The 21,316-nt window shown below is 60.9% G+C and carries 22 protein-coding genes and 1 pseudogene; 15 read left to right on the top strand and 8 right to left on the bottom strand.

Annotated features, from left to right (window positions below):
• Positions 1-162 precede the first annotated feature (162 nt).
• From rpsF to rplI, 4 genes are all read left to right on the top strand, one after another.
• Positions 163-621: a 30S ribosomal protein S6 gene (gene rpsF / locus NBG89_RS04640; RefSeq protein WP_431321914.1), complete on the top strand. Its 459-nt coding sequence runs from the start codon at positions 163-165 to the stop codon at positions 619-621.
• A 12-nt stretch (positions 622-633) separates the two neighbouring features.
• Positions 634-882 carry a 30S ribosomal protein S18 gene (gene rpsR, locus NBG89_RS04635; protein ID WP_007531286.1) on the top strand — a complete coding sequence of 83 codons (249 nt, stop codon included), beginning with the start codon at positions 634-636 and terminating at the stop codon, positions 880-882.
• Positions 883-1,037: 155 nt separating this feature from the next.
• Positions 1,038-2,021 carry a DUF2232 domain-containing protein gene (locus NBG89_RS04630; RefSeq protein ID WP_431321913.1) on the top strand — a complete coding sequence of 328 codons (984 nt, stop codon included), beginning with the start codon at positions 1,038-1,040 and terminating at the stop codon, positions 2,019-2,021.
• Between the two features lie 21 nt (positions 2,022-2,042).
• The gene (rplI, locus tag NBG89_RS04625; RefSeq protein ID WP_088693503.1) at positions 2,043-2,618 is read left to right on the top strand and encodes a 50S ribosomal protein L9; all 576 of its coding nucleotides are present in this window, start codon (positions 2,043-2,045) and stop codon (positions 2,616-2,618) included.
• 59 nt (positions 2,619-2,677) lie between these two features.
• Here rplI and NBG89_RS04620 read toward each other — a convergent pair.
• The 3 genes and pseudogenes from NBG89_RS04620 to NBG89_RS04610 form a co-directional block, all read right to left on the bottom strand.
• A pseudogene (locus NBG89_RS04620) lies at positions 2,678-3,743 on the bottom strand (HlyD family secretion protein).
• Positions 3,744-3,759: 16 nt separating this feature from the next.
• Complete coding sequence (locus tag NBG89_RS04615; RefSeq protein ID WP_431321912.1) at positions 3,760-5,436, bottom strand: MFS transporter; 1,677 nt, start codon at positions 5,434-5,436, stop codon at positions 3,760-3,762.
• A 10-nt stretch (positions 5,437-5,446) separates the two neighbouring features.
• The gene (locus tag NBG89_RS04610; protein WP_088693506.1) at positions 5,447-5,890 is read right to left on the bottom strand and encodes a MarR family winged helix-turn-helix transcriptional regulator; all 444 of its coding nucleotides are present in this window, start codon (positions 5,888-5,890) and stop codon (positions 5,447-5,449) included.
• Positions 5,891-6,231: 341 nt separating this feature from the next.
• Here NBG89_RS04610 and NBG89_RS04605 point away from each other — a divergent pair, with 341 nt between their 5' ends.
• A complete protein-coding gene (locus tag NBG89_RS04605) occupies positions 6,232-7,728 on the top strand; it encodes a replicative DNA helicase (protein WP_431321911.1) in 1,497 nt (498 codons plus the stop codon).
• A 31-nt stretch (positions 7,729-7,759) separates the two neighbouring features.
• On the opposite strand, the gene NBG89_RS04600 is transcribed toward NBG89_RS04605, so the two are convergent.
• The 3 genes from NBG89_RS04600 to NBG89_RS04590 all read right to left on the bottom strand — a co-directional run bounded on the left by NBG89_RS04600 (position 7,760) and on the right by NBG89_RS04590 (position 9,655).
• Complete coding sequence (locus tag NBG89_RS04600) at positions 7,760-8,062, bottom strand: AzlD family protein (RefSeq protein ID WP_431321910.1); 303 nt, start codon at positions 8,060-8,062, stop codon at positions 7,760-7,762.
• On the bottom strand, positions 8,059-8,763 hold the full coding sequence (locus NBG89_RS04595; protein WP_431321909.1) for an AzlC family ABC transporter permease: 705 nt from the start codon (positions 8,761-8,763) through the stop codon (positions 8,059-8,061). Before NBG89_RS04595 ends, NBG89_RS04600 begins: the two co-directional genes overlap by 4 nt.
• A gap of 70 nt (positions 8,764-8,833) precedes the next feature.
• A complete protein-coding gene (locus tag NBG89_RS04590; protein WP_431322780.1) occupies positions 8,834-9,655 on the bottom strand; it encodes an AraC family ligand binding domain-containing protein in 822 nt (273 codons plus the stop codon).
• 179 nt (positions 9,656-9,834) lie between these two features.
• Between NBG89_RS04590 and alr the strand changes: the two genes are divergently transcribed.
• Entirely contained in the window at positions 9,835-11,001 is a 1,167-nt protein-coding gene (alr, locus tag NBG89_RS04585; RefSeq protein WP_431321908.1) for an alanine racemase, read from the top strand.
• A 4-nt stretch (positions 11,002-11,005) separates the two neighbouring features.
• On the opposite strand, the gene NBG89_RS04580 is transcribed toward alr, so the two are convergent.
• Positions 11,006-11,641 carry a LysE family translocator gene (locus NBG89_RS04580; RefSeq protein ID WP_431322779.1) on the bottom strand — a complete coding sequence of 212 codons (636 nt, stop codon included), beginning with the start codon at positions 11,639-11,641 and terminating at the stop codon, positions 11,006-11,008.
• A gap of 150 nt (positions 11,642-11,791) precedes the next feature.
• Here NBG89_RS04580 and radA point away from each other — a divergent pair, with 150 nt between their 5' ends.
• The 4 genes from radA (at position 11,792) to NBG89_RS04560 (ending at position 16,400) form a co-directional block, all read left to right on the top strand.
• Positions 11,792-13,195, top strand: a complete 1,404-nt coding sequence (radA, locus tag NBG89_RS04575) for a DNA repair protein RadA (RefSeq protein ID WP_431321907.1) — start codon at positions 11,792-11,794, stop codon at positions 13,193-13,195.
• A 93-nt stretch (positions 13,196-13,288) separates the two neighbouring features.
• Positions 13,289-13,918: a CvpA family protein gene (locus NBG89_RS04570; RefSeq protein ID WP_088693513.1), complete on the top strand. Its 630-nt coding sequence runs from the start codon at positions 13,289-13,291 to the stop codon at positions 13,916-13,918.
• 171 nt (positions 13,919-14,089) lie between these two features.
• Positions 14,090-15,580, top strand: a complete 1,491-nt coding sequence (gene purF, locus NBG89_RS04565; protein ID WP_088693514.1) for an amidophosphoribosyltransferase — start codon at positions 14,090-14,092, stop codon at positions 15,578-15,580.
• A gap of 79 nt (positions 15,581-15,659) precedes the next feature.
• A complete protein-coding gene (locus tag NBG89_RS04560) occupies positions 15,660-16,400 on the top strand; it encodes an SDR family NAD(P)-dependent oxidoreductase (protein WP_431321906.1) in 741 nt (246 codons plus the stop codon).
• A 7-nt stretch (positions 16,401-16,407) separates the two neighbouring features.
• Here the strand turns inward: NBG89_RS04560 and NBG89_RS04555 are convergent, their stop codons facing one another.
• Positions 16,408-17,157, bottom strand: coding sequence for a glycoside hydrolase family 25 protein (locus NBG89_RS04555; protein WP_431321905.1), 750 nt, complete (start codon positions 17,155-17,157; stop codon positions 16,408-16,410).
• Positions 17,158-17,513: 356 nt separating this feature from the next.
• Between NBG89_RS04555 and cysS the strand changes: the two genes are divergently transcribed.
• Genes cysS through pip form a run of 5 tightly spaced genes read left to right on the top strand, consistent with a single transcriptional unit; the run spans position 17,514 to position 21,292 of the window.
• Positions 17,514-18,905: a cysteine--tRNA ligase gene (gene cysS / locus NBG89_RS04550; RefSeq protein ID WP_431321904.1), complete on the top strand. Its 1,392-nt coding sequence runs from the start codon at positions 17,514-17,516 to the stop codon at positions 18,903-18,905.
• On the top strand, positions 18,902-19,378 hold the full coding sequence (locus tag NBG89_RS04545) for a GFA family protein (protein ID WP_431321903.1): 477 nt from the start codon (positions 18,902-18,904) through the stop codon (positions 19,376-19,378). The genes cysS and NBG89_RS04545 overlap by 4 nt, the downstream gene beginning before the upstream one ends.
• Complete coding sequence (locus NBG89_RS04540; RefSeq protein WP_431321902.1) at positions 19,375-19,863, top strand: GFA family protein; 489 nt, start codon at positions 19,375-19,377, stop codon at positions 19,861-19,863. The genes NBG89_RS04545 and NBG89_RS04540 overlap by 4 nt, the downstream gene beginning before the upstream one ends.
• The gene (locus tag NBG89_RS04535; RefSeq protein ID WP_431321901.1) at positions 19,860-20,336 is read left to right on the top strand and encodes a GFA family protein; all 477 of its coding nucleotides are present in this window, start codon (positions 19,860-19,862) and stop codon (positions 20,334-20,336) included. The genes NBG89_RS04540 and NBG89_RS04535 overlap by 4 nt, the downstream gene beginning before the upstream one ends.
• Entirely contained in the window at positions 20,333-21,292 is a 960-nt protein-coding gene (gene pip / locus NBG89_RS04530; RefSeq protein ID WP_431321900.1) for a prolyl aminopeptidase, read from the top strand. Before NBG89_RS04535 ends, pip begins: the two co-directional genes overlap by 4 nt.
• Positions 21,293-21,316 lie beyond the last annotated feature (24 nt).

The following is a 21,316-nucleotide window of genomic DNA, read 5'->3' as shown; positions in this document are numbered from 1 at the left end:
GGGGAAATCGTTCGGAACGGAAGCGTTCCAGCCTCCCGTGTCTCCGCTCTCGACCGTCTCGGAACGCTTTTCTTGCTTGGCGCTTGCCGCCTCTCAGGAGCAGTCGTTGAGGCTTAGCCGCCGAATATCGGGTTGATCAAACGCAAGAAAGGCAAAGCTGTCATGGCTCTTTATGAACATGTATTCCTTGCCCGGCAGGATATTTCCGCTCAGCAGGTCGATGCCCTCGTAGAACAGTACAAGGGTGTTATCGAAGCTAACGGCGGCAAGGTCGGGCGCGTAGAAAACTGGGGCCTCAAGTCCCTGACCTACCGCATCAAGAAGAACCGCAAGGCTCACTACGTTCTCGTCGACATCGACGCTCCGGCTGCTGCCGTGCAGGAAATGGAACGTCAGATGCGCATCAGCGAAGACGTCCTGCGCTACATGACGATCGCTGTTGAAAAGCACGAAGAAGGCCCGTCTGCGATGATGCAGAAGCGCGACCGCGACGACCGCGGCCCGCGTGATGGCGCCGACCGTGGCCCGCGCCGCGAATTCGGTGACCGTCCGCCGCGTCGTGACGGCGACTTCCAGCGTGGCCCGCGTCCGGACCGCGCTCCCCGCGAAGACCGTGCATAAGGAGAACTGAGAATGTCTGAATCTTCCTCCGCACCGGTTCGTCGCCCGTTCCACCGTCGTCGCAAGACTTGCCCGTTCTCCGGCGCAAACGCTCCGCGCATCGACTACAAGGACGTTCGTCTCCTGCAGCGCTACATTTCCGAGCGCGGCAAGATCGTTCCTTCCCGTATCACGGCTGTTTCGCAGAAGAAGCAGCGCGAACTCGCTCAGGCGATCAAGCGCGCTCGTTTCCTCGGCCTGCTGCCGTACGTCGTCGCCTAATCAGCTGACGAAACCAAATCGAGGGAAGGCAGCAATGCCTTCCCTTCTCCCTTTCGCGATGGGCGCGGATCGGAACTCTTAAAACCCATGTTGAGGCCTTTCTGAAAGCGATTCAGGAGAACCCTCTAACTGCTTGATGAAGCAGGACAGCGACCGTGAACCAACTGAACACAAAAACGCTAGGCATCGGCGCGCTCGCCGGATTGACCGCCGCACTTCTGGTGCTCGGCGCGAGCCTGCAGCCGTCGTTCAGTGCGGTCCTCTATGCTGCTTCGGCACTTCCCATTCTTCTCGTCGGCCTCGGCTGGGGCAACATGGCGGCAATCGCCGCCGTCGTCACCGCCGCTGCAGTCGGCGCGATCGCCATCTCGCCGTCCTTCGCGCTGATGATGACGCTGGTCACGCTGCTGCCGGCCGGGTGGCTGAGCCACCTTGCAAACCTTGCCCGCCCGGCCTCCGAACTTGGCGGCCCCGAGCATCTGATGGCTTGGTATCCGCTTTCGGATATCCTGCTGCACCTCTGCGGCCTGGTTGCCATCGCGGTGATCGTCGTCGGCGTGATGATCGGCTACGGTCCTGAACTCATCGATCGCCTAGTTGATGTCCTGTTCGGGTCGCTTGCACAGCAGCAGCCCGAGTTTTCGCCCGATCCGGCAGTGACGACGCAAACCAAGTCGCTCGTTCTGCTCATGCTGCCCGCCATTCAGGGCGGCATGTGGGTGGTCATGCTGTTTGTCGCCTACTACATCGCGACCCGGATCGTCAGCGCATCCGGCCGTAGCCTGCGTCCACGCGAGGATATCCCCTCGGCGCTGCGCATGAACCGCAATTCGATCTTCGTTTTTCTCGCTGGTCTTGCCGCCACCTTCTTCGGCGGCATGCCGGCGATGATCGGAGCAACCGTCGTCGGCACCTTCGGCGCCGGCTTCCTGCTCTCCGGCTTCGCCGCGCTGCACTTCCGCACGCGCGGCAAGGATTGGCGCCTTCCGGCGCTCATCCTCTGCTACCTGGCATCGCTCGTCCTGATGGTGCCAGCCTTTTTCATCCTCGTGGTGGGCTTGAGCGATACCCGCAAGGCGATCGCGCTGACCCCGAACAAGGATGTCGATGCCCCCAAACAGACAGATTCGAAAATCTAGAGACACGAAAGGAACACGAACATGGAAGTCATTCTTCTTGAACGCATCTCCAAGCTCGGCCAGATGGGCGAAACCGTAAAGGTTCGCGACGGCTTCGCTCGTAACTATCTCCTGCCGCTTGGCAAGGCGCTGCGCGCCAACGAAGCCAACAAGAAGCGTTTCGAGTCCGAGCGTGCAACGCTCGAAGCCCGTAACCTCGAGCGCAAGTCGGAAGCACAGAAGGTCGCTGACGTTCTCGACGGCAAGTCCTTCATCGTCGTTCGCTCCGCCGGCGAAACCGGCCAGCTGTACGGCTCGGTTGCTGCTCGCGATGTCGTTGACATCCTCGCTGCTGAAGGCTTCAACATCGGCCGCAACCAGGTTCACCTGAACACGCCGATCAAGGCCATTGGCCTGCACAAGGTCGAGCTACAACTCCACGCTGAAGTCGAGATCCACGTCGAGCTCAACGTTGCTCGTTCGGCTGAAGAAGCTGGCCGTCAGGCCAAGGGCGAAACCCTCACCTCCGTCGATGCCATCTACGGTGTTGACGAAGATGCCCTGCGTCCGGAAGACTTCTTCGATCCGGAAGCCGATCTCGAAGGCGACGAAGCTTAATTTTCCAAGAGACACTCTCTGGAAATGGACGAAAGCCCGGCTCGCGCCGGGCTTTCTGCTTATTTGGCGGCTGTGTTCTGCTGTGGCGGAGCGCTCTTGTCGACGTCGACGACGACGGAAAGCCCCGGCCCCAGATCCTTGACGACCGGCTGGTCGGGATCAAAACCGATGCGCACGCCGACGCGCTGTGCAATCTTCACGAAATTCCCTGTCGCATTGTCGGCCTTGATGACCGCGAACTCCGACCCGGCTGCGGGCGAGAAACGCTCGATGTATCCCCTCAATTTCTGCTTGCCGAGCGCATCGACCGTGATGGTCACCGGCTGCCCGACCTGCATACCGTACAGCTGCGTCTCCTTGAAATTCGCTACAACCCAGACATCCTCCGGCACAACCGCCATGAGCTGCGTTCCCGCCGTCACATATTGCCCGACGCGTACACCGACTTCGCCGAGATGACCGTCACGCGGCGCGACAATCCTGGTGTTCTGCAGGTCGATTTCCGCGAGATGCACCGCGGCTTCCGCGCTTGCGACATTGGCTTCCAGAAGCGAGCGATTGACGATGATTGTTGCAAGATTTTGCTTGGAAACCTCAAGCGCAGCCTTAGCCTGGTTCACGGCCGCCTTGGCCTGGTCAAGCGTCGCCTGCGCGGCCTCTGTCTCACTCTGCGATGCAATGCCGCGGTTGCTGAGGTTGTTGACGCGATCCCAGGCCTGCTGCGCGCGCGTCAGCGCTGCGTTTGCGCTGTCGATCTGTGCCTCGCTGGAGGCGATGCTCGCCTTTGCCGCAAGCTCGGACTGGCGGGAATTCTCCAGCGACGCCTTCTGCCCGTCGAGCGCCGCACGCGCTTGGGCAAGCTTCTGGGCGTAGATCCGGTCGTCGATCTGGACAAGCGTATCGCCCTGCTTGACCTGCTGATAGTCCTTCACGAGCACATCGACGACATAGCCGCTGACCTGTGGGCTCATGATCGTGACATAGCCCCGAACATAGGCGTTGTCAGTCGTTTCAACCGACGTGACAAAACGGCGGCAAGCGCCATGCATAGAGAACGAGAAGGACACCGGCGATGCCGGCGAGCACTGCGATGATAGTCGAGGGAGACCGAAGGAACTTCAACATGCTGGGACCCCTGAGATCACGATTGAGCGGGCGTTGCATCGGGCTGGCTTGTCCGTGGCCAAGGTAGCCGGCGCCACGCTTGATGCAGAAGAATGACCATCAAGCCGAAGACGGAGGAGTAGCCGATGACCAGGAAAGTGTCGTTGTAGGCGAGAATATAAGCCTCGCGACTGACCTGCTGGGCGAGCAGCACCAAACCTTCGGCGTTGAGCAGCATCTTGTCGCCGAGCACCTTGCCATACGCCGCGCTCAACTGAGAGATTCGCTGCGCCACGATCGGGTCCTGCAGCAGGATATGCTCGACGAGCACATTCGAATGGAACTTCTCCCGGATTGTCATGAACGTTCCGAGCATCGCCGAGGCGAAGAGCGAGCCAATGCTCTGCGTGAACACGAAGATTACCAGGAAGTTGACGATGTATTGCCCGCCCCGGGAGATGGCGGCCTTAAAGCCGTTCGCCATGACAGGCGGCAGGAACATCGCCGCGCCCGCGGCAACCATCGCCTGGCTCAGATACATCTGAGGCGGTCGCGTCAGGCTCGTCGACTGGCTGTCCAGAAAGGCGCCGCCAGCAATGAGGGCGAGCGCCAGCACATGGGCAGTCTCGACATAGCGTGTCGTCATCAGAAACGCGCAAAAAAGCCCACCAACCAAAGAGGCGAAAAGAATGATCGCATAAAGGGTAACTGTCTGATCGTTCAGAAGCCCGAGCTGCTGATAGAAGTTGGCGGCCGTTGACGACTGCTCCGAGGAGACGAAGCGGAAGAGAAGCAGGACGCCCGCCATGCGCATATTGGCGCCCGAGAACAGCCAGCGGAAATCGATCAGGGGACTGGTGCGCGGCAGCTCCATGGCCAGCACGAGTGCAAGCGAGCCGACCGATACCGCCAACAAAACGCCGATCCAGGGTGCCTCGAACCACCAATAGAGCCGGCCCAGCGTCAGTACAACGGCAAGACAGCCGAAGCCGACCGCCAGCAGGAGATAGCTCAGTATGTCGTGTCGTTGAATGACGTTTGCCCGAGGCGGCGCCGTGAGCGGCAGTAGGTAGATGATCGGAAAGACAATGAGCGCGAGCCCCATCTCGAACATATAGAGCGCCTGATACCCGCCGAAGTGCAACAGCGAGGGTGAAACAATGCGCGCGATGGGAGACGCAAACAGCGTGCTCATCAATGCGAAACTGATCCCGAGCGAGAGCTTCTTTTCCTGAGGGAACGGTTCCAGCATGTATAGGAAGCCGAGCGTCGAAAGAGGTGCAGCGGCCATGCCGCTCAGGGCGCGCACGACGATCGCGGAATGCAGGTCAGTGATGAGGAGATTGAGCACCGCCGCAACGATGAAACAGATAATGCCGAGTTCCGCGAAACGCCGAAGACCGTACTGGGTACGGATCTTGAAGAGTGCGATCGACATGCTGGCGTAAGGTGCCATATAGGCAGCCGAGAGCCAGGATATTTCAGTAGTGGTCGCGGAAAACGAGCCTTGCAGCTGATAGATGTTGGCGGTCAGCAGGTTCATGCCAAGGCCCTGCGTCAGAAAAAGCAGAACCGAGGCCCCCATGTAGAGCGGCATCTTCCAGGCCGGCATCGGCACGCCCGCTGCCGGTGGCGGTTGCTGTTGCGCGTCCGGCTTCGCCGCCTCGGCGGGCTTTGGCGCCACATTGTCGTTGGCGGTCTCGGCGAGGCTCATTGGCAGGACCTCAAATTCCGCGAATGCCCTGCAGGTTGGCTTGCATGGCCCGTATCACGTCCAAAGTAGTCTTCAGATCATTTTCGGGAATACCGGCGATGACCTGAGCCCGCACTTTCACGGCGATGTCATCGATCTCGCCGGCCACGACCTTGCCGGTTTCCGTGATGTAGATTTCCTTGGCGCGTCGATCGGAGCCGGCTACGCGCCGCTGGACGAAGCCCTGCCCTTCCATCGCATCGAGAATCCTGACGAGCGTTGGCGTCTCGAGCTCCAGCCTGTCGGCCAGTTCTCGCTGGTTGATCCCGTCCTTCTTGTTGAGCGTGAAAAAGACGCGGGCGCGCGGCAAGGTCATATTGCGCTCCCGCACTATCTTGTCGAAGACGGCCCTGAGCTTGCGATTGAACGCTGCAAGGTCTTCGATGAGCTCACGTCCGAGAACGGGATTTCCCATATATTTCAGTCCTATTTTGTTAGTATACTAATTATATCTTTGCTACCTATATTGTTTTCCGATCTTTTTCAAGAGGCGGTAGCCTCTGTTCGGGTGCAAGTCTCCCCCGGCGGGCTTACACTACCACGTGAGGCACGATGGAAGTGAGTCGTTTCTGGCCGTGTTCCGCGGGTGACACTTTCGGTATTTTTGTACCGACCGCAAGTGCGGCTGTGGAGAAGTCGAACAACGGGCAAAGCCTCCCGGTATCGACGGTGGCGTGGAAGGGACCTCGCTTCCGCACTTGATTTTGTCGCCTGCGCGCGCCACACCCGAAGCTGAAGAAGACAGAACGGATTACGATGAACGACGTCGCTCGAAAGATTGCCGCCGTTGCTCCCGCGGAGCAGCACTACCGGGAAGCACCCAACAATATCGAAGCCGAACAGGCGCTTCTCGGCGCGATCCTGATGAACAACGACGCCTACTACAGGGTGTCGGACTTCCTGAAGCCGATCCATCTTTACGAACCGCTGCACCGCAAGATCTTCGAAGTCGCGGGCGACATCATCCGCATGGGCAAGATCGCCAATCCGGTGACGATCAAGACCTTCCTGAAGGCCGACGAGAAGGTCGGCGACATGACGGTCTCCGAATACCTCGCACGCCTTGCCCGTGAAGCGGTCACGATCATCAACGCCGAGGACTACGGCCGGGCGATCTACGACCTGGCACTGCGCCGCGCGCTGATCACGATCGGCGAAGATGTTGTCAATATCGCCTATGACGCGCCGCTCGACATGCCGCCGCAGGCGCAGATCGAGGATACCGAGCGCCGTCTATTCGAACTCGCAGAAAACGGCCGCTATGACGGTGGCTTCCAGTCGTTCAACGACGCGGTGGCGCTGGCGATCGACATGGCCGCCGTCGCCAAGGAACGCGATGGCGGTCTTTCGGGCATCTCGACCGGCATTCTTTCGCTAGACGGCAAGATGGGCGGCCTGCAGCGCTCCGACTTGATCGTGCTTGCCGGACGTCCGGGCATGGGCAAGACCTCGCTCGCCACCAACATCGCCTACAACATCGCCGCCGCCTACGAGGGCGAGGTGCAGCCGGACGGCAGCATGAAGGCAAGGCAGGGTGGTGTCGTCGGCTTCTACTCGCTTGAAATGTCGTCCGAACAGCTCGCCACCCGTATCATCTCGGAGCAGACGGAAGTCTCCTCCTCGAAGATCCGCCGCGGCGACATCAACGATGCCGATTTCGAAAAGCTCGTCGCCTGCTCGATGATGATGCAGAAGGTGCCGCTCTACATTGACCAGACCGGCGGTATTTCGATCGCCCAGTTATCGGCACGTGCCCGCCGGCTGAAGCGCCAGCGCGGTCTCGACTGCCTGGTGGTCGACTACATCCAGCTGATGACCGGCTCGGGCAAGTCGGGCGAAAACCGCGTGCAGGAAATCACCCAGATCACGACCGGCCTGAAGGCGCTCGGCAAGGAGCTGAACGTTCCAATCATTGCGCTCTCCCAGCTCTCGCGTCAGGTCGAAAGCCGCGACGACAAGCGTCCGCAGCTCTCCGACCTTCGTGAATCGGGCTCGATCGAGCAAGACGCCGACGTGGTGCTCTTCGTGTTCCGCGAGGAGTACTACGTCAAGAATCTCGAGCCTCGTGATCCCAACGATCCGAAGTATGCGGAATGGGAAGCCCTCTTCGACAAGGTGAAGGGCACAGCCGATGTCATTATCGCCAAGCAGCGCCACGGACCGACCGGCACGGTAAAGCTCGCCTTCCAGTCGGAATTCACGCGCTTTGCGGATCTCGCCGACCCCTCCTTCATCCAGTACGAAGAGCACTGACGGGACCCTTCCCGTCAGCACAATACTCAATCTACAAGCCGACAGCTCGCAAGATGGCAACGCTAGCCACGCCGACGGCAACACTTGCGAGCATCGGCAGGCGGCGCGCTGCGAGCGCCGTCACGAGGCAAGCAGCCGTTTCGGCCCAGCCTGTCGCAAAGGCCGTGGGTGCGATCACCGCCATCAGGACCGCCGGCGGTATCGCCTCGATGGCCGTTCGGGTCTGTTCGGTCATGGCGACGTGGCGAATGAGGAGCAGGCCGCTCATGCGGGTCAGCACCGTTGCCGCCGCCATGGCGAGGATCGCCAGAAGCGTATTTATCTCCAGGGTCATGCCGTAACCGCCTTTGTCTTGCCCGTCCACAGCGCCGCAGCAAGTCCGGCGAGCGCGCCGGCTGCGATGTACCAGACACCTGGCACGAACTGGTGAACCAGGACGGCCGCTAAAGCGCTCGCAGCCAATACCGAACCCGTCTCGCGGCCCTTCCAGAACCCCATCGCCAACACGACAAAGACCGCGGGAAAGGCGAAGTCGAGCCCGATGGTGGTCGGATCGCCGAGGAACGCGCCGAGAGAGGCGCCGATCAGCGTGGAGGCGACCCAAGCCAGATAGAACGGCATGGCGATGCCTGCGAACCACGAAGGCGTCAAGCGCGCAACGCGTGCTCGAAATTCCGCGATCGCCCATATCTCATCGGCGAGGAACAGCATGGCCGCATATCTTCGCGAGCCCGAGAAGGCCTGCATCTTCGTCCCGAGGGATGCGCTCATCAGGACGTGGCGGATATTGACGAGCAGTGCGGCAAAGCCGACGCCTGCCCAGCTAGCCGGGTGCGTCCATATGTCCATCGCGACGAACTGCGAACCACCAGCGAATACGAGCGCGCTCATCAAAGTCGCCTCCAGGGCCGACAGGCCTTTCGTGACCGAAACCGCGCCGAAGACGAGACCGATCGGAACAACGGCGGCGACGAGCGGCAGAATTGCCTTCGCGCCGTCAAAAAAGTCCCCGATGGGTCGTCTTTGAGTGAGCATTGGAACCTCCAGAACTGCCAGAGCCCGGAGCTGTAAGCCGCCACACTGCGACCGTCTTGAACGAAAGTGATCAGCCCGCGCGATATTGCCCCGGGGTAACACCGGTGCGCGCCTTGAAATGTCGGGTGAAATGCGCCTGGTCGGCGAAGCCGCACTGGATCGCCACATCGGCGGGCGCCTGTCCCGCCTGCAACAGTTTGCGCGCCTCGCGCACCCGCTTGTCGGTCAGGAACGCATGCGGGGTGATGTGATATTCGCGACGGAACGCCCGGATGAGATGCGCGCGGCTCAATCCTGCGACATCGGCCAATTCGTCAAGCCCGATGTCACTGTCGAAATTGTCGGTCAGGTAGTCGCGAGCGCGACCAACCGCGGTACGCTCCTTCGTATCCACCGGCACGACGATCGTGCTGCCGTAACGCTGGAAGATTGCCGCAAGTACGCGAAACATCCCTTCCTCCGATTCTAGGGCTCCAGCGCCGCTCTCCAGCACGCGATGGGCGGCATGGAAGGCCGCGGCCATCTCGGGATCGTTGAGAAGCTCCTTCGGGAAGGACGGCGTGGCGTTGAAGGCCTTGCCGGTCACGTCTTCGAGGATATCGACGAAGAGTGTGGTATCGGGATAGATCATTCGATAGCGATACCCTTCGCCGCCCGGGACGCCGTCATGCACGACGCCTGGGTCGATGAGATAGAGGTCGCCTGCGCCCGTCTCCTCCCGGACTCCCTTCATCGTCGCGATCTGCGTGCCGCTTTCGATCGCGCCGATCGAGAAAGTGTCATGGGCATGAGGCGCATATTCATGCGTCAGAAAGCTTGCGCTCAGGCATTCCATGTTGCGGAATCTGCGGTCGCGCCAGAAGCGCGCCCGTTCGAGACCGGCCAGCGGCATCGCGTCGGCCGCCTCTTTCTGCGATACATTCTCCATCGAACCAGCCTACTTCAGGCGCGCCTCTGCGTCTTGAACAAAAGTGATCGCAAGATCGATATCTCCTTGGCTTGCTTTTACTTTGCCTTATTGATCTCTAGACTGCCACGCGACGAGTACCCTCCCTACCTTTGTGAAGCACGATGACTGATTTTGTTGATAGTTTCGAAGATGAAGATCCATTCGACTCCGCCGGCCTGCGGCTGACCGTCGACCTGACGGCACTGACAGAAAACTGGAAAGACATGGCGCGACGCTCCGGCAAGGCCCGGGCCGCCGCGGTCGTGAAGGCGGACGCGTACGGCACCGGCATCGAAGACGCCGGCGACGCGCTGTTTATGGCGGGCGCGCGCGATTTCTTCGTCGCCACCGTCGATGAAGGCGTGACGCTGCGGCCCTATGCCCCCGACGCGCGCATCTTCGTCCTCTCCGGCATCTGGCCGGGCACGGAGCGGCGCTTCTTCGAAAACGATCTCGTGCCGGTGATCTCTTCGGAAGAACAACTCGCCTTCTGGATGGCGGTGCTTGCCGAATACGGCGACTATCCCTGTGCGCTCCACGTCGACACGGGCTTCAACAGGCTGGGCCTTTCCGTGAATGAGGCGATCGCGCTCGCTAACGACGTCTCGCGTCCGGCAAGTTTTGCACCGGTGCTCGTCATGAGTCATCTTGCCTGCAGCGATGACCATTCCTCGGACATGAACCGGCAGCAGCTTGAATCATTCCGACAGGTTAGCGCCGCCTATGAAGGTATCGATTCAAGCCTTGCGGCCTCCGCCGGCATCTTCCTCGGCAGCGATTACCACTTTGACCTGACGCGCCCTGGCATCGCGATCTACGGCGGCGAAGCCGTCAACGGCATGGCGAACCCCCTGCGGCCGGTGGTGACCGCCGAGGCCCGCGTCCTTCAGGTTCGCACGGCCAAGGCGGACGAGTCCGTGGGCTACGGCCGCGCCATGCGATTGACCCGCGACAGCAGGCTCGCCATCGTGTCGGCCGGCTATGCCGATGGATACCTGCGAAGTCAGTCGAGCGGTGGTGTCCCCTTGCGCCAGGTCGTACCGCAGGGAGGTTACGGCTTCATGGCTGGCCGGAAGATTCCCGTTGCCGGCCGCGTCACCATGGACCTGACGATTTTCGATATCACCGACCTTCCGGAAAACGCAGTGCGCGCAGGCGATTACGTGGAACTGTTCGGAAAGAACGTGCTCGTCGACGATGTCGCGCGATCAGCGGGTACGATCGGCTACGAAATCCTGACCAGCATCGGCCTTCGGCACGAACGGCGTTACCTGTACGAGGAAGACTAAGGACCTAGCGCGTCGTTAGCGCCAGCCGCACGCCGAGCGCCACCAGCAGCGCCCCAAGGCCGCGATCGAGCCAGAGGCCGATGCTCTTTCTGCGTTTGATGAGATCGGCGAGGCGCCCTCCAGCCAGGATGAGCGGCGGCTCGATGAAGGCTGCAACGACAATGATGAGTACGCCGTGGACCGCCAGCTGTAGCCAAGTCGCTCCAGCGCCCTCGACCACGAATTGCGGCAGGAAGGCGAGGAAAAAGATCGCGACCTTCGGGTTCAACAGCGAAACGAGGATGCCCTGCCTGTAGACACGGCTCCAGGGCAGGACGTCTTTCGCCGCATTGACCAGACCACCCTCGCCCTTCGAGCGCAATGCCTGAATGCCGAGCCAGACGAGGTAGATCGCGCCGACCCACTTGACCGCCGAAAAGGCCAACGCGGAGGCGGCGAGGATCGCGGAAAGACCGAATGCCGCCATGGCCACATGCAGGCAGGCGCCAGTCCAGATGCCGAAGAGCGCGGCAAAGCCGGTCTTCGTCCCGCTCTTGATTGTGTGGCCGAGAATGAAAGCCATGTCAGGGCCCGGCGACAGGTTCAGCAGAACCGCTGCGGTCAAGAACGCAATCCAGTGCGCGGCCGAATAGTCCAGCATCTCGTGGCCTCCAAGATAGTGGAGAACAAGTGCCACCGCAGCCCCTGATAGGGAAATCATTAGTTTTGATCGGTGCGGGGAATGATTATTTGAGCAATCAAAGTGATTCGATGCGACGCACTAGCTACCATCCAACCGAAAGCTTGATTGATGGCGAAGGCCAGGACACAATTCATCTGCCAGAGCTGCGGCGCGGTTCATAATCGCTGGGCGGGCAAGTGCGATAATTGCGGCGAGTGGAATACCATCGTCGAAGAAGACCCGATGGGCGGCATCGGCGGCGGACCTGCAAAAACACCGAAAAAGGGCCGCCCGGTCACGCTGACGACGCTGTCAGGAGAAATCGAGGAAGCGCCGCGCATCCACACAGGCATCTCCGAACTGGATCGGGCGCTTGGCGGCGGCTTCGTGCGCGGCTCGGCCGTGCTGATCGGCGGCGATCCCGGCATCGGCAAGTCGACGCTGCTGATGCAGGGGGCGGCGGCCCTTTCACGCCGCGGCCATCGGATCATCTATGTCTCGGGTGAAGAGGCCGTCGCGCAGGTACGGCTGCGGGCGCAGCGTCTGCAGGCCGCCGATACCGATGTGCTGCTCGCCGCGGAAACCAATGTCGAGGACATTCTGGCAACGGTCGCCGAAGGCAAGCGGCCCGATCTTGTTATCATCGACTCCATTCAGACGCTTTGGAGCGAACTGGCCGAATCCGCGCCCGGAACCGTGACCCAGGTGCGCACCGGCGTTCAGTCGATGATCCGCTTCGCCAAGCAGACCGGTGCTGCGATGGTTCTCGTCGGTCACGTCACCAAGGACGGCCAAATCGCGGGCCCGCGTGTCGTCGAGCACATGGTCGATGCCGTGCTCTACTTCGAAGGCGACCGCGGCCATCACTACCGTATCCTGCGCACGGTCAAGAACCGCTTCGGCCCGACCGACGAGATCGGCGTCTTTGAAATGTCGGACAAGGGGCTCCGAGAGGTCGCCAATCCCTCCGAACTGTTCCTTGGTGAACGCAACGAGAAATCGCCGGGAGCTGCCGTCTTTGCCGGAATGGAGGGCACGCGCCCGATCCTGGTCGAAGTGCAGGCGCTCGTCGCGCCGACATCGCTCGGCACCCCTCGCCGCGCTGTTGTCGGCTGGGATTCGGCGCGGCTGTCGATGATCCTTGCCGTACTCGAGGCCCATTGCGGCGTGCGGCTTGGCCAGCACGACGTCTATCTGAACATCGCGGGCGGCTATCGCATCTCCGAGCCGGCCGCCGATCTTGCCGTCGCCTCGGCCCTGGTTTCGTCGCTTGCCAGTATTGCCCTGCCGGCCAATTGTGTCTATTTCGGCGAAGTCAGCCTGTCGGGCGCCGTCCGGCCGGTTTCACATACGTCCCAGCGCCTCAAAGAAGCCGAGAAGCTGGGCTTTTCTGCCGCGCTGCTTCCCTCGGCGTCAGCCGACCTGCCGAAGGGTTCCGGCGGTCGCTGGAGCGAGATCGAGAGCCTTCCGGACCTGGTTGCACGCATTGCCGGGTCGAAAGGTGCTCTGCGACGTGTGGAAGAAGAGGTTTGATCCTTTCATCGCCAGCATCGGTGATGTTATAGGAAACACGCAATGAGGCGCGACCAAGCCGTAGATAAACGGCGGTCCTGGAGTTGAATTTATATGCCCATTACGATTTTCGACGGTATTGTCATCGGCGTCGTTCTTTTCTCCGCCGTACTTGCAATGGTACGCGGCTTCTCCCGCGAAGTTCTTTCGATCGCAAGCTGGGGCGGCTCCGCAGCCGCCGCATACTATTTCTATCCCTACCTCGTGCCTTACGCGAAGAAGTACACGGATGACGACCGTATCGCGATCGTCGGCTCGGCCGCGGTGGTGTTCCTGATCGCGCTGATCGTGATCTCCTTCATCACCATGAAGATCGCGGACTTCATCATCGACAGCCGGATCGGCGCTCTGGACCGCACTTTGGGCTTTCTCTTCGGCGCGGCTAGGGGCATACTTCTTCTCGTCGTCGCCGTCGCTTTCTGGAACTGGCTCGTGGACGTGGACCACCGCCCGGCCTGGGTGAACAACGCCAAGTCGAAGCCATTCCTGGACTCGATGGTGGTCAAGTTGCAGTCCGTACTGCCCGCAGAATTCGCGCAGATGGTGCGGGCGAGCGTGATGGACAAAATTCAGCCGCAGGGCGGCAATACTGAGAGCGGCAGCGCGCCGGCATCCGACCAGGCGGCGCCAGCCGAAGATGCAGCGCCCGCCCCTGCAACCGGTGCACAGCAGCCGTCTAATTGACGCAGCGTTCAACAGCTTGACCCGCCACCTGGCAATTGCCATTTGAGCGGAACGTGAATAAAGGTCCGGCCGGGTATCCGCTCTGCCGGGCCTCAGCCGTTTAAAACGCATGATTACGGCATCATGCTATGGAAAGCCGATCCATTCTTGTGAGAGCAAAGGCCCGCATCGATGAACCAGTCTCATTCCTTGACGCTCAATGATGAATTCGATGGAGACACCCTCCACGAAGAATGCGGCGTCTTCGGCATTCTTGGCCATGATGATGCGTCTACCTTGACGGCGCTCGGCCTGCATGCCCTCCAGCATCGCGGGCAGGAAGCAGCCGGTATCGTCTCCTTCGACGGACTGCGCTTCCACTCCGAACGACATATGGGCCTCGTCGGCGATCACTATACCGACCCGACCACCCTCGCCCGCCTTCCCGGCAACATCTCGATCGGCCACAATCGCTATTCAACGACCGGCGAAGTAGCGCTCCGCAACGTGCAGCCGCTCTTCGCGGAACTTGAAGTCGGTGGCATCGCCATCGCCCACAACGGCAACTTCACGAACGGCCTGACGCTTCGTCGCCAGCTCATCGCCGGTGGCGCTATCTGTCAGTCCACCTCCGATACGGAAGTCGTTCTCCACCTCATTGCGCGCTCGCGCTACACCTCTACCGCCGACCGCTTCATCGACGCCATCCGCCAGATGGAGGGCGGTTATTCGATGCTCGCCATAACGCGCACGAAGCTCATCGCGGCGCGTGATCCCACCGGCATTCGTCCCCTCGTCATGGGTGAACTCGACGGCAAGCCGATCTTCTGCTCGGAAACCTGCGCGCTCGATATCATCGGCGCGAAGTTCGTTCGCGACGTCGAGAACGGCGAAGTCATTATCTGCGAAATCCAGCCTGATGGTTCGATCTCGATCGACGCTCGCAAGGCTGGCAACGGCCAGCCGGAGCGTCTCTGCCTGTTTGAGTATGTCTACTTCGCCCGTCCGGATTCCGTCGTCGGCGGCCGCAGCGTCTATGTCGCCCGCAAGAACATGGGCATCAACCTAGCCAAGGAATCTCCTGTCGAGGCTGATGTCGTCGTTCCCGTTCCGGATGGCGGCACGCCGGCTGCGCTTGGCTATGCACAGGAGAGCGGCATCCCGTTCGAATACGGCATTATCCGTAACCACTATGTCGGCCGTACCTTCATCGAACCGACGCAGCAGATCCGCGCCTTTGGCGTGAAGCTTAAGCATTCCGCCAACCGGGCGATGATCGAAGGCAAGCGCGTCGTGCTCGTTGACGATTCGATCGTGCGCGGCACTACCTCGCTGAAGATCGTGCAGATGATCCGCGACGCCGGCGCTAAGGAAGTGCATATCCGCGTCGCCAGCCCGATGATCTACTATCCCGATTTCTACGGCATCGACACGCCGGACCGCGAGAAACTGTTGGCGAACCAGTACGACAGCCTCGAAGCCATGTGCAAATATATCGGCGCCGACTCCCTGCAGTTCCTGTCGATCAACGGCCTTTATCGCGCCGTCGGCGGGGAGGACCGTAACGACGCCCGCCCTCAGTTCACCGACCACTACTTCACCGGCGACTATCCGACCCGCCTTCTCGACAAGGACGGGGAAACGATGGGCCGCAAGGTTTCCTTGTTGGCGACCAACGGCTGACAGCCATTCGCTTTGACATTTGACCAAGGGGCGCTTATTGCGCCCCTTGCTTTTTCAGCTACGGGGGAACCGGGGGACCATGACTATCAACCTTGAAGGCAAGATCGCGCTCGTCACCGGCGCATCCCGCGGCATCGGCTATTTCACGGCGCTGGAACTGGCAAAGGCCGGGGCACATGTGATTGCCTGTGCCCGTACCGTCGGCGGCCTCGAGGATCTCGATGATGCTATCAAAGCAGCCGGCGGCTCAGCCACCCTCGTACCGTTCGACCTCGCCGACATGAACGCGATCGACGCGCTCGGCGCCTCGATCTTCGAGCGCTGGGGCAAGCTCGACATTCTCGTGGCCAATGCCGGCATACTCGGCGTGATTTCGCCGATCGGGCATATCGAGGCAAAGACCTTCGAGAAGGTGATGACCATCAATGTCACCGCGACGTGGCGGCTGATCCGATCCGTCGATCCGCTGCTGTCGCGCTCCGAGGCCGGCCGCGCCGTCATTCTTTCGTCCGGTGCTGCGCACAAGTGTCGCCCATTCTGGGGCCCCTACTCCGCCTCCAAGGCTGCCGTCGAGGCGCTGGCCCGCACCTGGGCCGGCGAGACGCAACGCACGCCGCTTCGCATCACCAGTGTCGATCCGGGTGCGACGCGCACGGCCATGCGCGCCCAGGCCGTTCCGGGCGAAGATCCCGAGACGCTGCCGCATCCCTCCGAAGTCGCCAAGGCAATCCTGCCGCTGGTCGGTCCCGACGTAACCGAGACCGGCAAGCTCTTCCTCGTCCGCGAAAACAAACTGGTCGATTACCGGCTGCCGGAGTAAGCGCGCTTTACTTCGCCGCCACGGCCGGGAACAGATGCGCGAAACCTGTTTCCGATGGGCAAAGCGCGTTGAGGTCGACAGGACCTTGAATGCCGTCCAGCGTGCCGTTGTCGGCGAACTGCCAGATTGACCAATCGCCGCAATCGGTCCGGCGAGGCTCTTTGAACACGCTTCGAAGCCACAGGTAGTGTTCGGGGAATCGGGATTCATTGCCCCTGAGATATTGATCAAAGAACTCCTGGGTGACGTAGAATATCGGTTTCTCCGGAAAGGTGCTTTTCAGTTCAGCAAAGAACGCGTTCACCTCCGCTACCATCTCCTCCAGCGTCGGGACCTTGTTGCAATTTCCGACAAACTCCAGATCGACGGCGATTGGCAGAGTTCCCTGTTCTCTAGGTACGGTTGCCAAAACATTCCGTGCCTGATCCTTGCCTGGGCGGCAGAAGGTGAAGAAATGGTATGCGCCACGTACCAAGCCCGCGTCTTTCGCGAGTCGCCAGTTCACCGCGAACTTGGAATCTTGGTGGTCCCCGCCTTCGGTCGCCTTCATGATCGCAAAACGGACGTTCGACTGCGCCGCGACCCTGTTCCAATCGATGTCGCCTTGGTGATGACTGACGTCGATACCCTGGATTGGATATTTACTAAGGGATGGATTGTTGAAGCGAACCATGCCGAAATCGTAGGCGAAGTATGCAGCAGATACGACAAGGAAAATTGCTGCCGCACCGATTATTCCGTATGTCAACCTGTGCACTATTTCCCCCGTTCTTCAGCGGCGTCGCAATTTTCTAAATGAGATTTGCGCTCCGAAAATGGCGCAGGAATCTCGATTCATCCTCGGAGGCGGGCCAGAGGTCCGGCGCTGCAATCGATTCACTGGATCGATTGCTCCGGCTCGCGCCGGGTCGCTTCTCACCCCCTTGACCAAACCCTGTTCCCGCGCCATAAAACCCGCCATGAAAACGGTTATCTGCACTATCTGCCGGAAGACTATTCGCTAGCGCGCTCGCTGGCCTGGCCGTTTTCGTCTCCTGAAAAGTCCAAGATGAGAAACGCCCCGGCCCGCCGGTGGCAGAATTTTTTCGGATCATTGCATTTGGGAGAGTAGACATGGCCGGCGCGCCAGACACTAAGAAGCCGGAACTGAAGCTTTACAACACGCTGACACGCGAAAAGATGGCCTTTGCGCCGATCGATCCGCAGAACGTCCGCATGTATGTCTGCGGCCCGACCGTCTATGATTTCGCTCACATCGGCAATGCGCGCCCGGTCATCGTCTTCGACGTGCTCTTCCGATTGTTGAATCATGTCTATGGGGCTGAGCACGTCACCTATGCGCGCAACATCACCGACGTTGACGACAAGATCAACGCGCGTGCTTTGCGCGACTATCCCGGCCTGCCGCTCAATGATGCCATCCGCGCCGTGACGCAGAAGACCGAGACCCAGTTCCTCGATGACGCCAAGGCGCTCGGCTGCCTTGAGCCGTCGGTCCAGCCCCGCGCCACCGACAATATTGCCAAGATGATCGAGATCATCGAAAAGCTGATCGCCAACGGCCATGCCTACCAGGCGTCAGGTGAAGTGCTGTTCGACACGAAGTCGATGGCGGATTACGGCCAGCTCTCGAAGCGCAATCTCGACGAACAGCAGGCCGGTGCCCGTATCGCCGTCGAAGCGCACAAGAAGAATCCCGGCGACTTCGTGCTGTGGAAGCTTTCGAGCGATAATGAACCCGGCTGGGAGAGCCCCTGGGGCCGCGGTCGTCCGGGCTGGCATATCGAGTGCTCGGCCATGAGCGAGCGCTATCTCGGCGAGGTCTTCGACATCCACGGCGGCGGCCTCGACCTGATCTTCCCGCACCACGAGAACGAGATCGCGCAGTCGCGTTGCGCCCATGGCACCAAGGTCATGGCCAATGTCTGGATGCACAACGGCTTCCTGCAGGTCGAAGGCCGCAAGATGTCCAAGTCCGAAGGCAACTTCGTCACGATCTACGAGCTGCTGCACACCGAGAAGTTCGGCGGCCGGCAATGGCCGGGCGACGTGCTGCGCCTTGCGATGTTGATGACCCATTATCGCGAGCCGATCGATTTTTCGGTCAAGCGTCTGGAGGAGGCCGAGCGCCTGCTCGCAAAGTGGCCGGCAGCGGATGCTGCGGGTGCGCAACCCGACACGGCAGTCGTCAATGCCCTGGCCGACGACCTCAACACGGTAGCGGCAATCCAGGCACTGCATGCGCTTGCCCAGTCGGGCGATCACGCGACGTTCGCCGCGAGTGCCGCCCTGCTCGGTGTCCTGCCCGAGAAGACTGAGATCGACGAAGCGGTCGCCATCGAAATCGACCGGCGGGTCAAGGTGCGGCTCGAACTGCTCAAGGCGAAGAACTTCGCCGAGGCCGACAAGATCCGTGAGACGCTGCTTGCCGAAGGCATCCAGCTCAAGGACGGCAAGGATCCGGCCACGAGCGAACGAGTGACCAAGTGGGAGCTGAAGAGATGAACACCTATACAGGGGGATGCCAGTGCGGCGCTGTCCGCTTCCGGGTTCGCGGAACGTTGAAGGATTCGTCCATCTGTCATTGCCGCATGTGCCAGAAGGCATTCGGCGCCTACTACGCACCTCTGGTTTCCGTGCGTGGCGCCGAGTTCGAATGGACGCGCGGCGAGCGCAAGCGCTTCCGCTCGTCCAACCTGGTCGAGCGTGGCTTCTGTGCCGATTGTGGCACGCCGCTGACCTACGAGGCACCGGACGGAATGGCGGTCGCAGCCGGCGCCTTCGATGATCCATCTGCCCTGCCGCCGGTCATCCAATATGGCACCGAACGCAAGATCGGTTTCGTCGATCACCTGCATGAGTTGCCGGTTCGCCAGACCGAAGAGGACGCCGAAGCAGCGCCGTTCGTGCTCGACATCGTCTCCTATCAGCACCCGGATCACGACACGAGCGCATGGCCTGAGGAGAAAAATCCGTGACAACGGCCGTGGCTCTGCGCGGAGGTTGCCAGTGCGGTGCGGTTCGTTATCGTGCCGTAGGCGAACTCGGCTATCCGCACCTTTGCCACTGCCGCATGTGCCAGAAAGCGGCCGGGAATTATTTCATGCCGCTGGCGGCCGCAAAGCGAAGGGATTTTGCCCTGACGCGCGGTGAGCCCAAATGGTTCCACTCGTCCGATATCGTTCGCCGCGGTTTTTGCGCCGACTGCGGAACGCCACTTTTCTATGATGTTCCGGATGCGGACTTCATCAACATCGTGCTCGGTTCACTGGACGATCCCCATAGCGTCAAGCCGGTGATGCAATCGAACACCGCACGCAAGATGAGCTGGTTTCACGAGCTAGACATCCTGCCTGTCGAGCCGGAACCAGAAACGCCCGATCGCGAGAACGCGATTGCGGCCAACAATCACCAGCACCCAGATCACGACACAGCCCGTTGGCCAACCGGAGCGTCAGCATGAGCGAACCCATTCGAACCGGCGGCTGCCAGTGCGGCGCAGTCAGATTCCGCATCAGTGGCAAGCTGGGCCGCCCTTCGATCTGCCACTGCCGCATGTGCCAGAAGCAGTTCGGCGGCTTCTTTTCCACGCTGGTCACCGCGCCCGAAGAAGGCATGGAATGGACACGCGGTGAGCCGAGCTATTTCCAGTCTTCCATCAACATCGAGCGCGGCTTCTGCAAGAATTGCGGCACACCGATGACCTACCGCCACCCGGGCGGCCTCGAGCTCGCGATCGGCACCTTCGACGACCGCAGTGATCTGGCGCCGCAGATCCAGGTCAACTACGACTCGCGCATTCCCTGGGTCGAGACGATCTTCGACCAACCCGTTCACAAGGACCCGGACTTCTATGCACGGCAGGAGGCAATCATCTCCTTCCAGCACCCCGATCACGATACTGCAATCTGGCCAGCCGAAGGCGTCAAAATATGACTGAAGTGCTCCGTACCCTCTATCCCGAAATCGAGCCCTATGCTTCCGGCCACCTCGACGTCGGCGATGGCCACAGGATTTATTGGGAGCGTTCGGGCACACCGGGAGCAAAGCCGGCGGTCTTCCTGCATGGCGGGCCAGGTGGCGGTTTCTCGCCGAGCCACCGCCGCCTCTTCGATCCCGCGCTCTACGACGTGCTGCTGTTCGACCAGCGCGGCTGTGGCAAGTCCACGCCGCACGCCAATCTCAATGCCAACACGACCTGGCATCTCGTCGCGGACATCGAGCGGCTGCGCGAGATGGCAGGCGTGGAGAAGTGGCAGGTATTCGGCGGCTCTTGGGGCTCGACATTGGCGCTTGCCTATGCCGAGACGCATCCGCAGCGCGTTTCCGAGCTGGTCGTGCGTGGCATCTATACGCTCACCAAGGCCGAGCTCGACTGGTATTATCAGTTCGGCGTGTCAGAAATGTTCCCCGACAAGTGGGAGCGCTTCATTGCGCCGATCCCGCCGGAAGAACGCCATGAAATGATGCTGGCCTACAATCGCCGGCTCACCGGGGCGGACCGGGCTGTCGCCCTTGAGGCCGCTCAAGCCTGGAGCATATGGGAGGGCGAAACCATTACGCTGCTGCCGGAGAAGTCGACCAGTGGCAAGTTCGAGGACGCCGACTTCGCCTATGCCTTTGCCCGGATCGAGAACCACTTCTTCGTCCATGCAGGCTGGATGGACGAAGGCCAGCTGCTGCGCGATGCTTACAAGTTGAAGGACATTCCCGGTGTCATCGTGCACGGCCGCTACGATATGCCATGCCCGGCGAAATATGCCTGGCTGCTGCACAAGGCATGGCCGACGGCGGAGTTTCATCTGATCGAGGGCGCCGGACACGCCTATTCGGAGCCAGGCATTCTCGACAAGCTGATCCGCGCCACGGACAAATTCGCCGGAAAGCAATAACGAGCCACAAGGCCGACAGGACGA

Source organism: Rhizobium sp. YTU87027, assembly GCF_050644135.1.
Taxonomy (GTDB): Bacteria; Pseudomonadota; Alphaproteobacteria; order Rhizobiales; family Rhizobiaceae; genus Rhizobium.
Note: the sequence above shows the minus strand (reverse complement) of the source record. Positions and strands in the feature narration are given on the sequence as shown.

Bases quoted from the DNA above. Each gene is read 5' to 3' on its own strand.
- pip (WP_431321900.1), top strand. From the start codon at position 20,333: ATGACTGAAGTGCTCCGTACCCTCTATCCCGAAATCGAGCCCTATGCT.
- rpsR (WP_007531286.1), top strand. From the start codon at position 634: ATGTCTGAATCTTCCTCCGCACCGGTTCGTCGCCCGTTCCACCGTCGT.
- NBG89_RS04535 (WP_431321901.1), top strand. From the start codon at position 19,860: ATGAGCGAACCCATTCGAACCGGCGGCTGCCAGTGCGGCGCAGTCAGA.
- NBG89_RS04545 (WP_431321903.1), top strand. From the start codon at position 18,902: ATGAACACCTATACAGGGGGATGCCAGTGCGGCGCTGTCCGCTTCCGG.
- NBG89_RS04570 (WP_088693513.1), top strand. From the start codon at position 13,289: ATGCCCATTACGATTTTCGACGGTATTGTCATCGGCGTCGTTCTTTTC.
- NBG89_RS04610 (WP_088693506.1), bottom strand. From the start codon at position 5,890: ATGGGAAATCCCGTTCTCGGACGTGAGCTCATCGAAGACCTTGCAGCG.
- NBG89_RS04560 (WP_431321906.1), top strand. From the start codon at position 15,660: ATGACTATCAACCTTGAAGGCAAGATCGCGCTCGTCACCGGCGCATCC.
- rpsF (WP_431321914.1), top strand. From the start codon at position 163: ATGGCTCTTTATGAACATGTATTCCTTGCCCGGCAGGATATTTCCGCT.
- NBG89_RS04580 (WP_431322779.1), bottom strand. From the start codon at position 11,641: ATGCTGGACTATTCGGCCGCGCACTGGATTGCGTTCTTGACCGCAGCG.
- cysS (WP_431321904.1), top strand. From the start codon at position 17,514: ATGGCCGGCGCGCCAGACACTAAGAAGCCGGAACTGAAGCTTTACAAC.
- NBG89_RS04605 (WP_431321911.1), top strand. From the start codon at position 6,232: ATGAACGACGTCGCTCGAAAGATTGCCGCCGTTGCTCCCGCGGAGCAG.
- alr (WP_431321908.1), top strand. From the start codon at position 9,835: ATGACTGATTTTGTTGATAGTTTCGAAGATGAAGATCCATTCGACTCC.
- NBG89_RS04595 (WP_431321909.1), bottom strand. From the start codon at position 8,763: ATGCTCACTCAAAGACGACCCATCGGGGACTTTTTTGACGGCGCGAAG.
- NBG89_RS04615 (WP_431321912.1), bottom strand. From the start codon at position 5,436: ATGAGCCTCGCCGAGACCGCCAACGACAATGTGGCGCCAAAGCCCGCC.
- NBG89_RS04600 (WP_431321910.1), bottom strand. From the start codon at position 8,062: ATGACCCTGGAGATAAATACGCTTCTGGCGATCCTCGCCATGGCGGCG.
- rplI (WP_088693503.1), top strand. From the start codon at position 2,043: ATGGAAGTCATTCTTCTTGAACGCATCTCCAAGCTCGGCCAGATGGGC.
- NBG89_RS04590 (WP_431322780.1), bottom strand. From the start codon at position 9,655: ATGCCGCTGGCCGGTCTCGAACGGGCGCGCTTCTGGCGCGACCGCAGA.
- radA (WP_431321907.1), top strand. From the start codon at position 11,792: ATGGCGAAGGCCAGGACACAATTCATCTGCCAGAGCTGCGGCGCGGTT.
- purF (WP_088693514.1), top strand. From the start codon at position 14,090: ATGAACCAGTCTCATTCCTTGACGCTCAATGATGAATTCGATGGAGAC.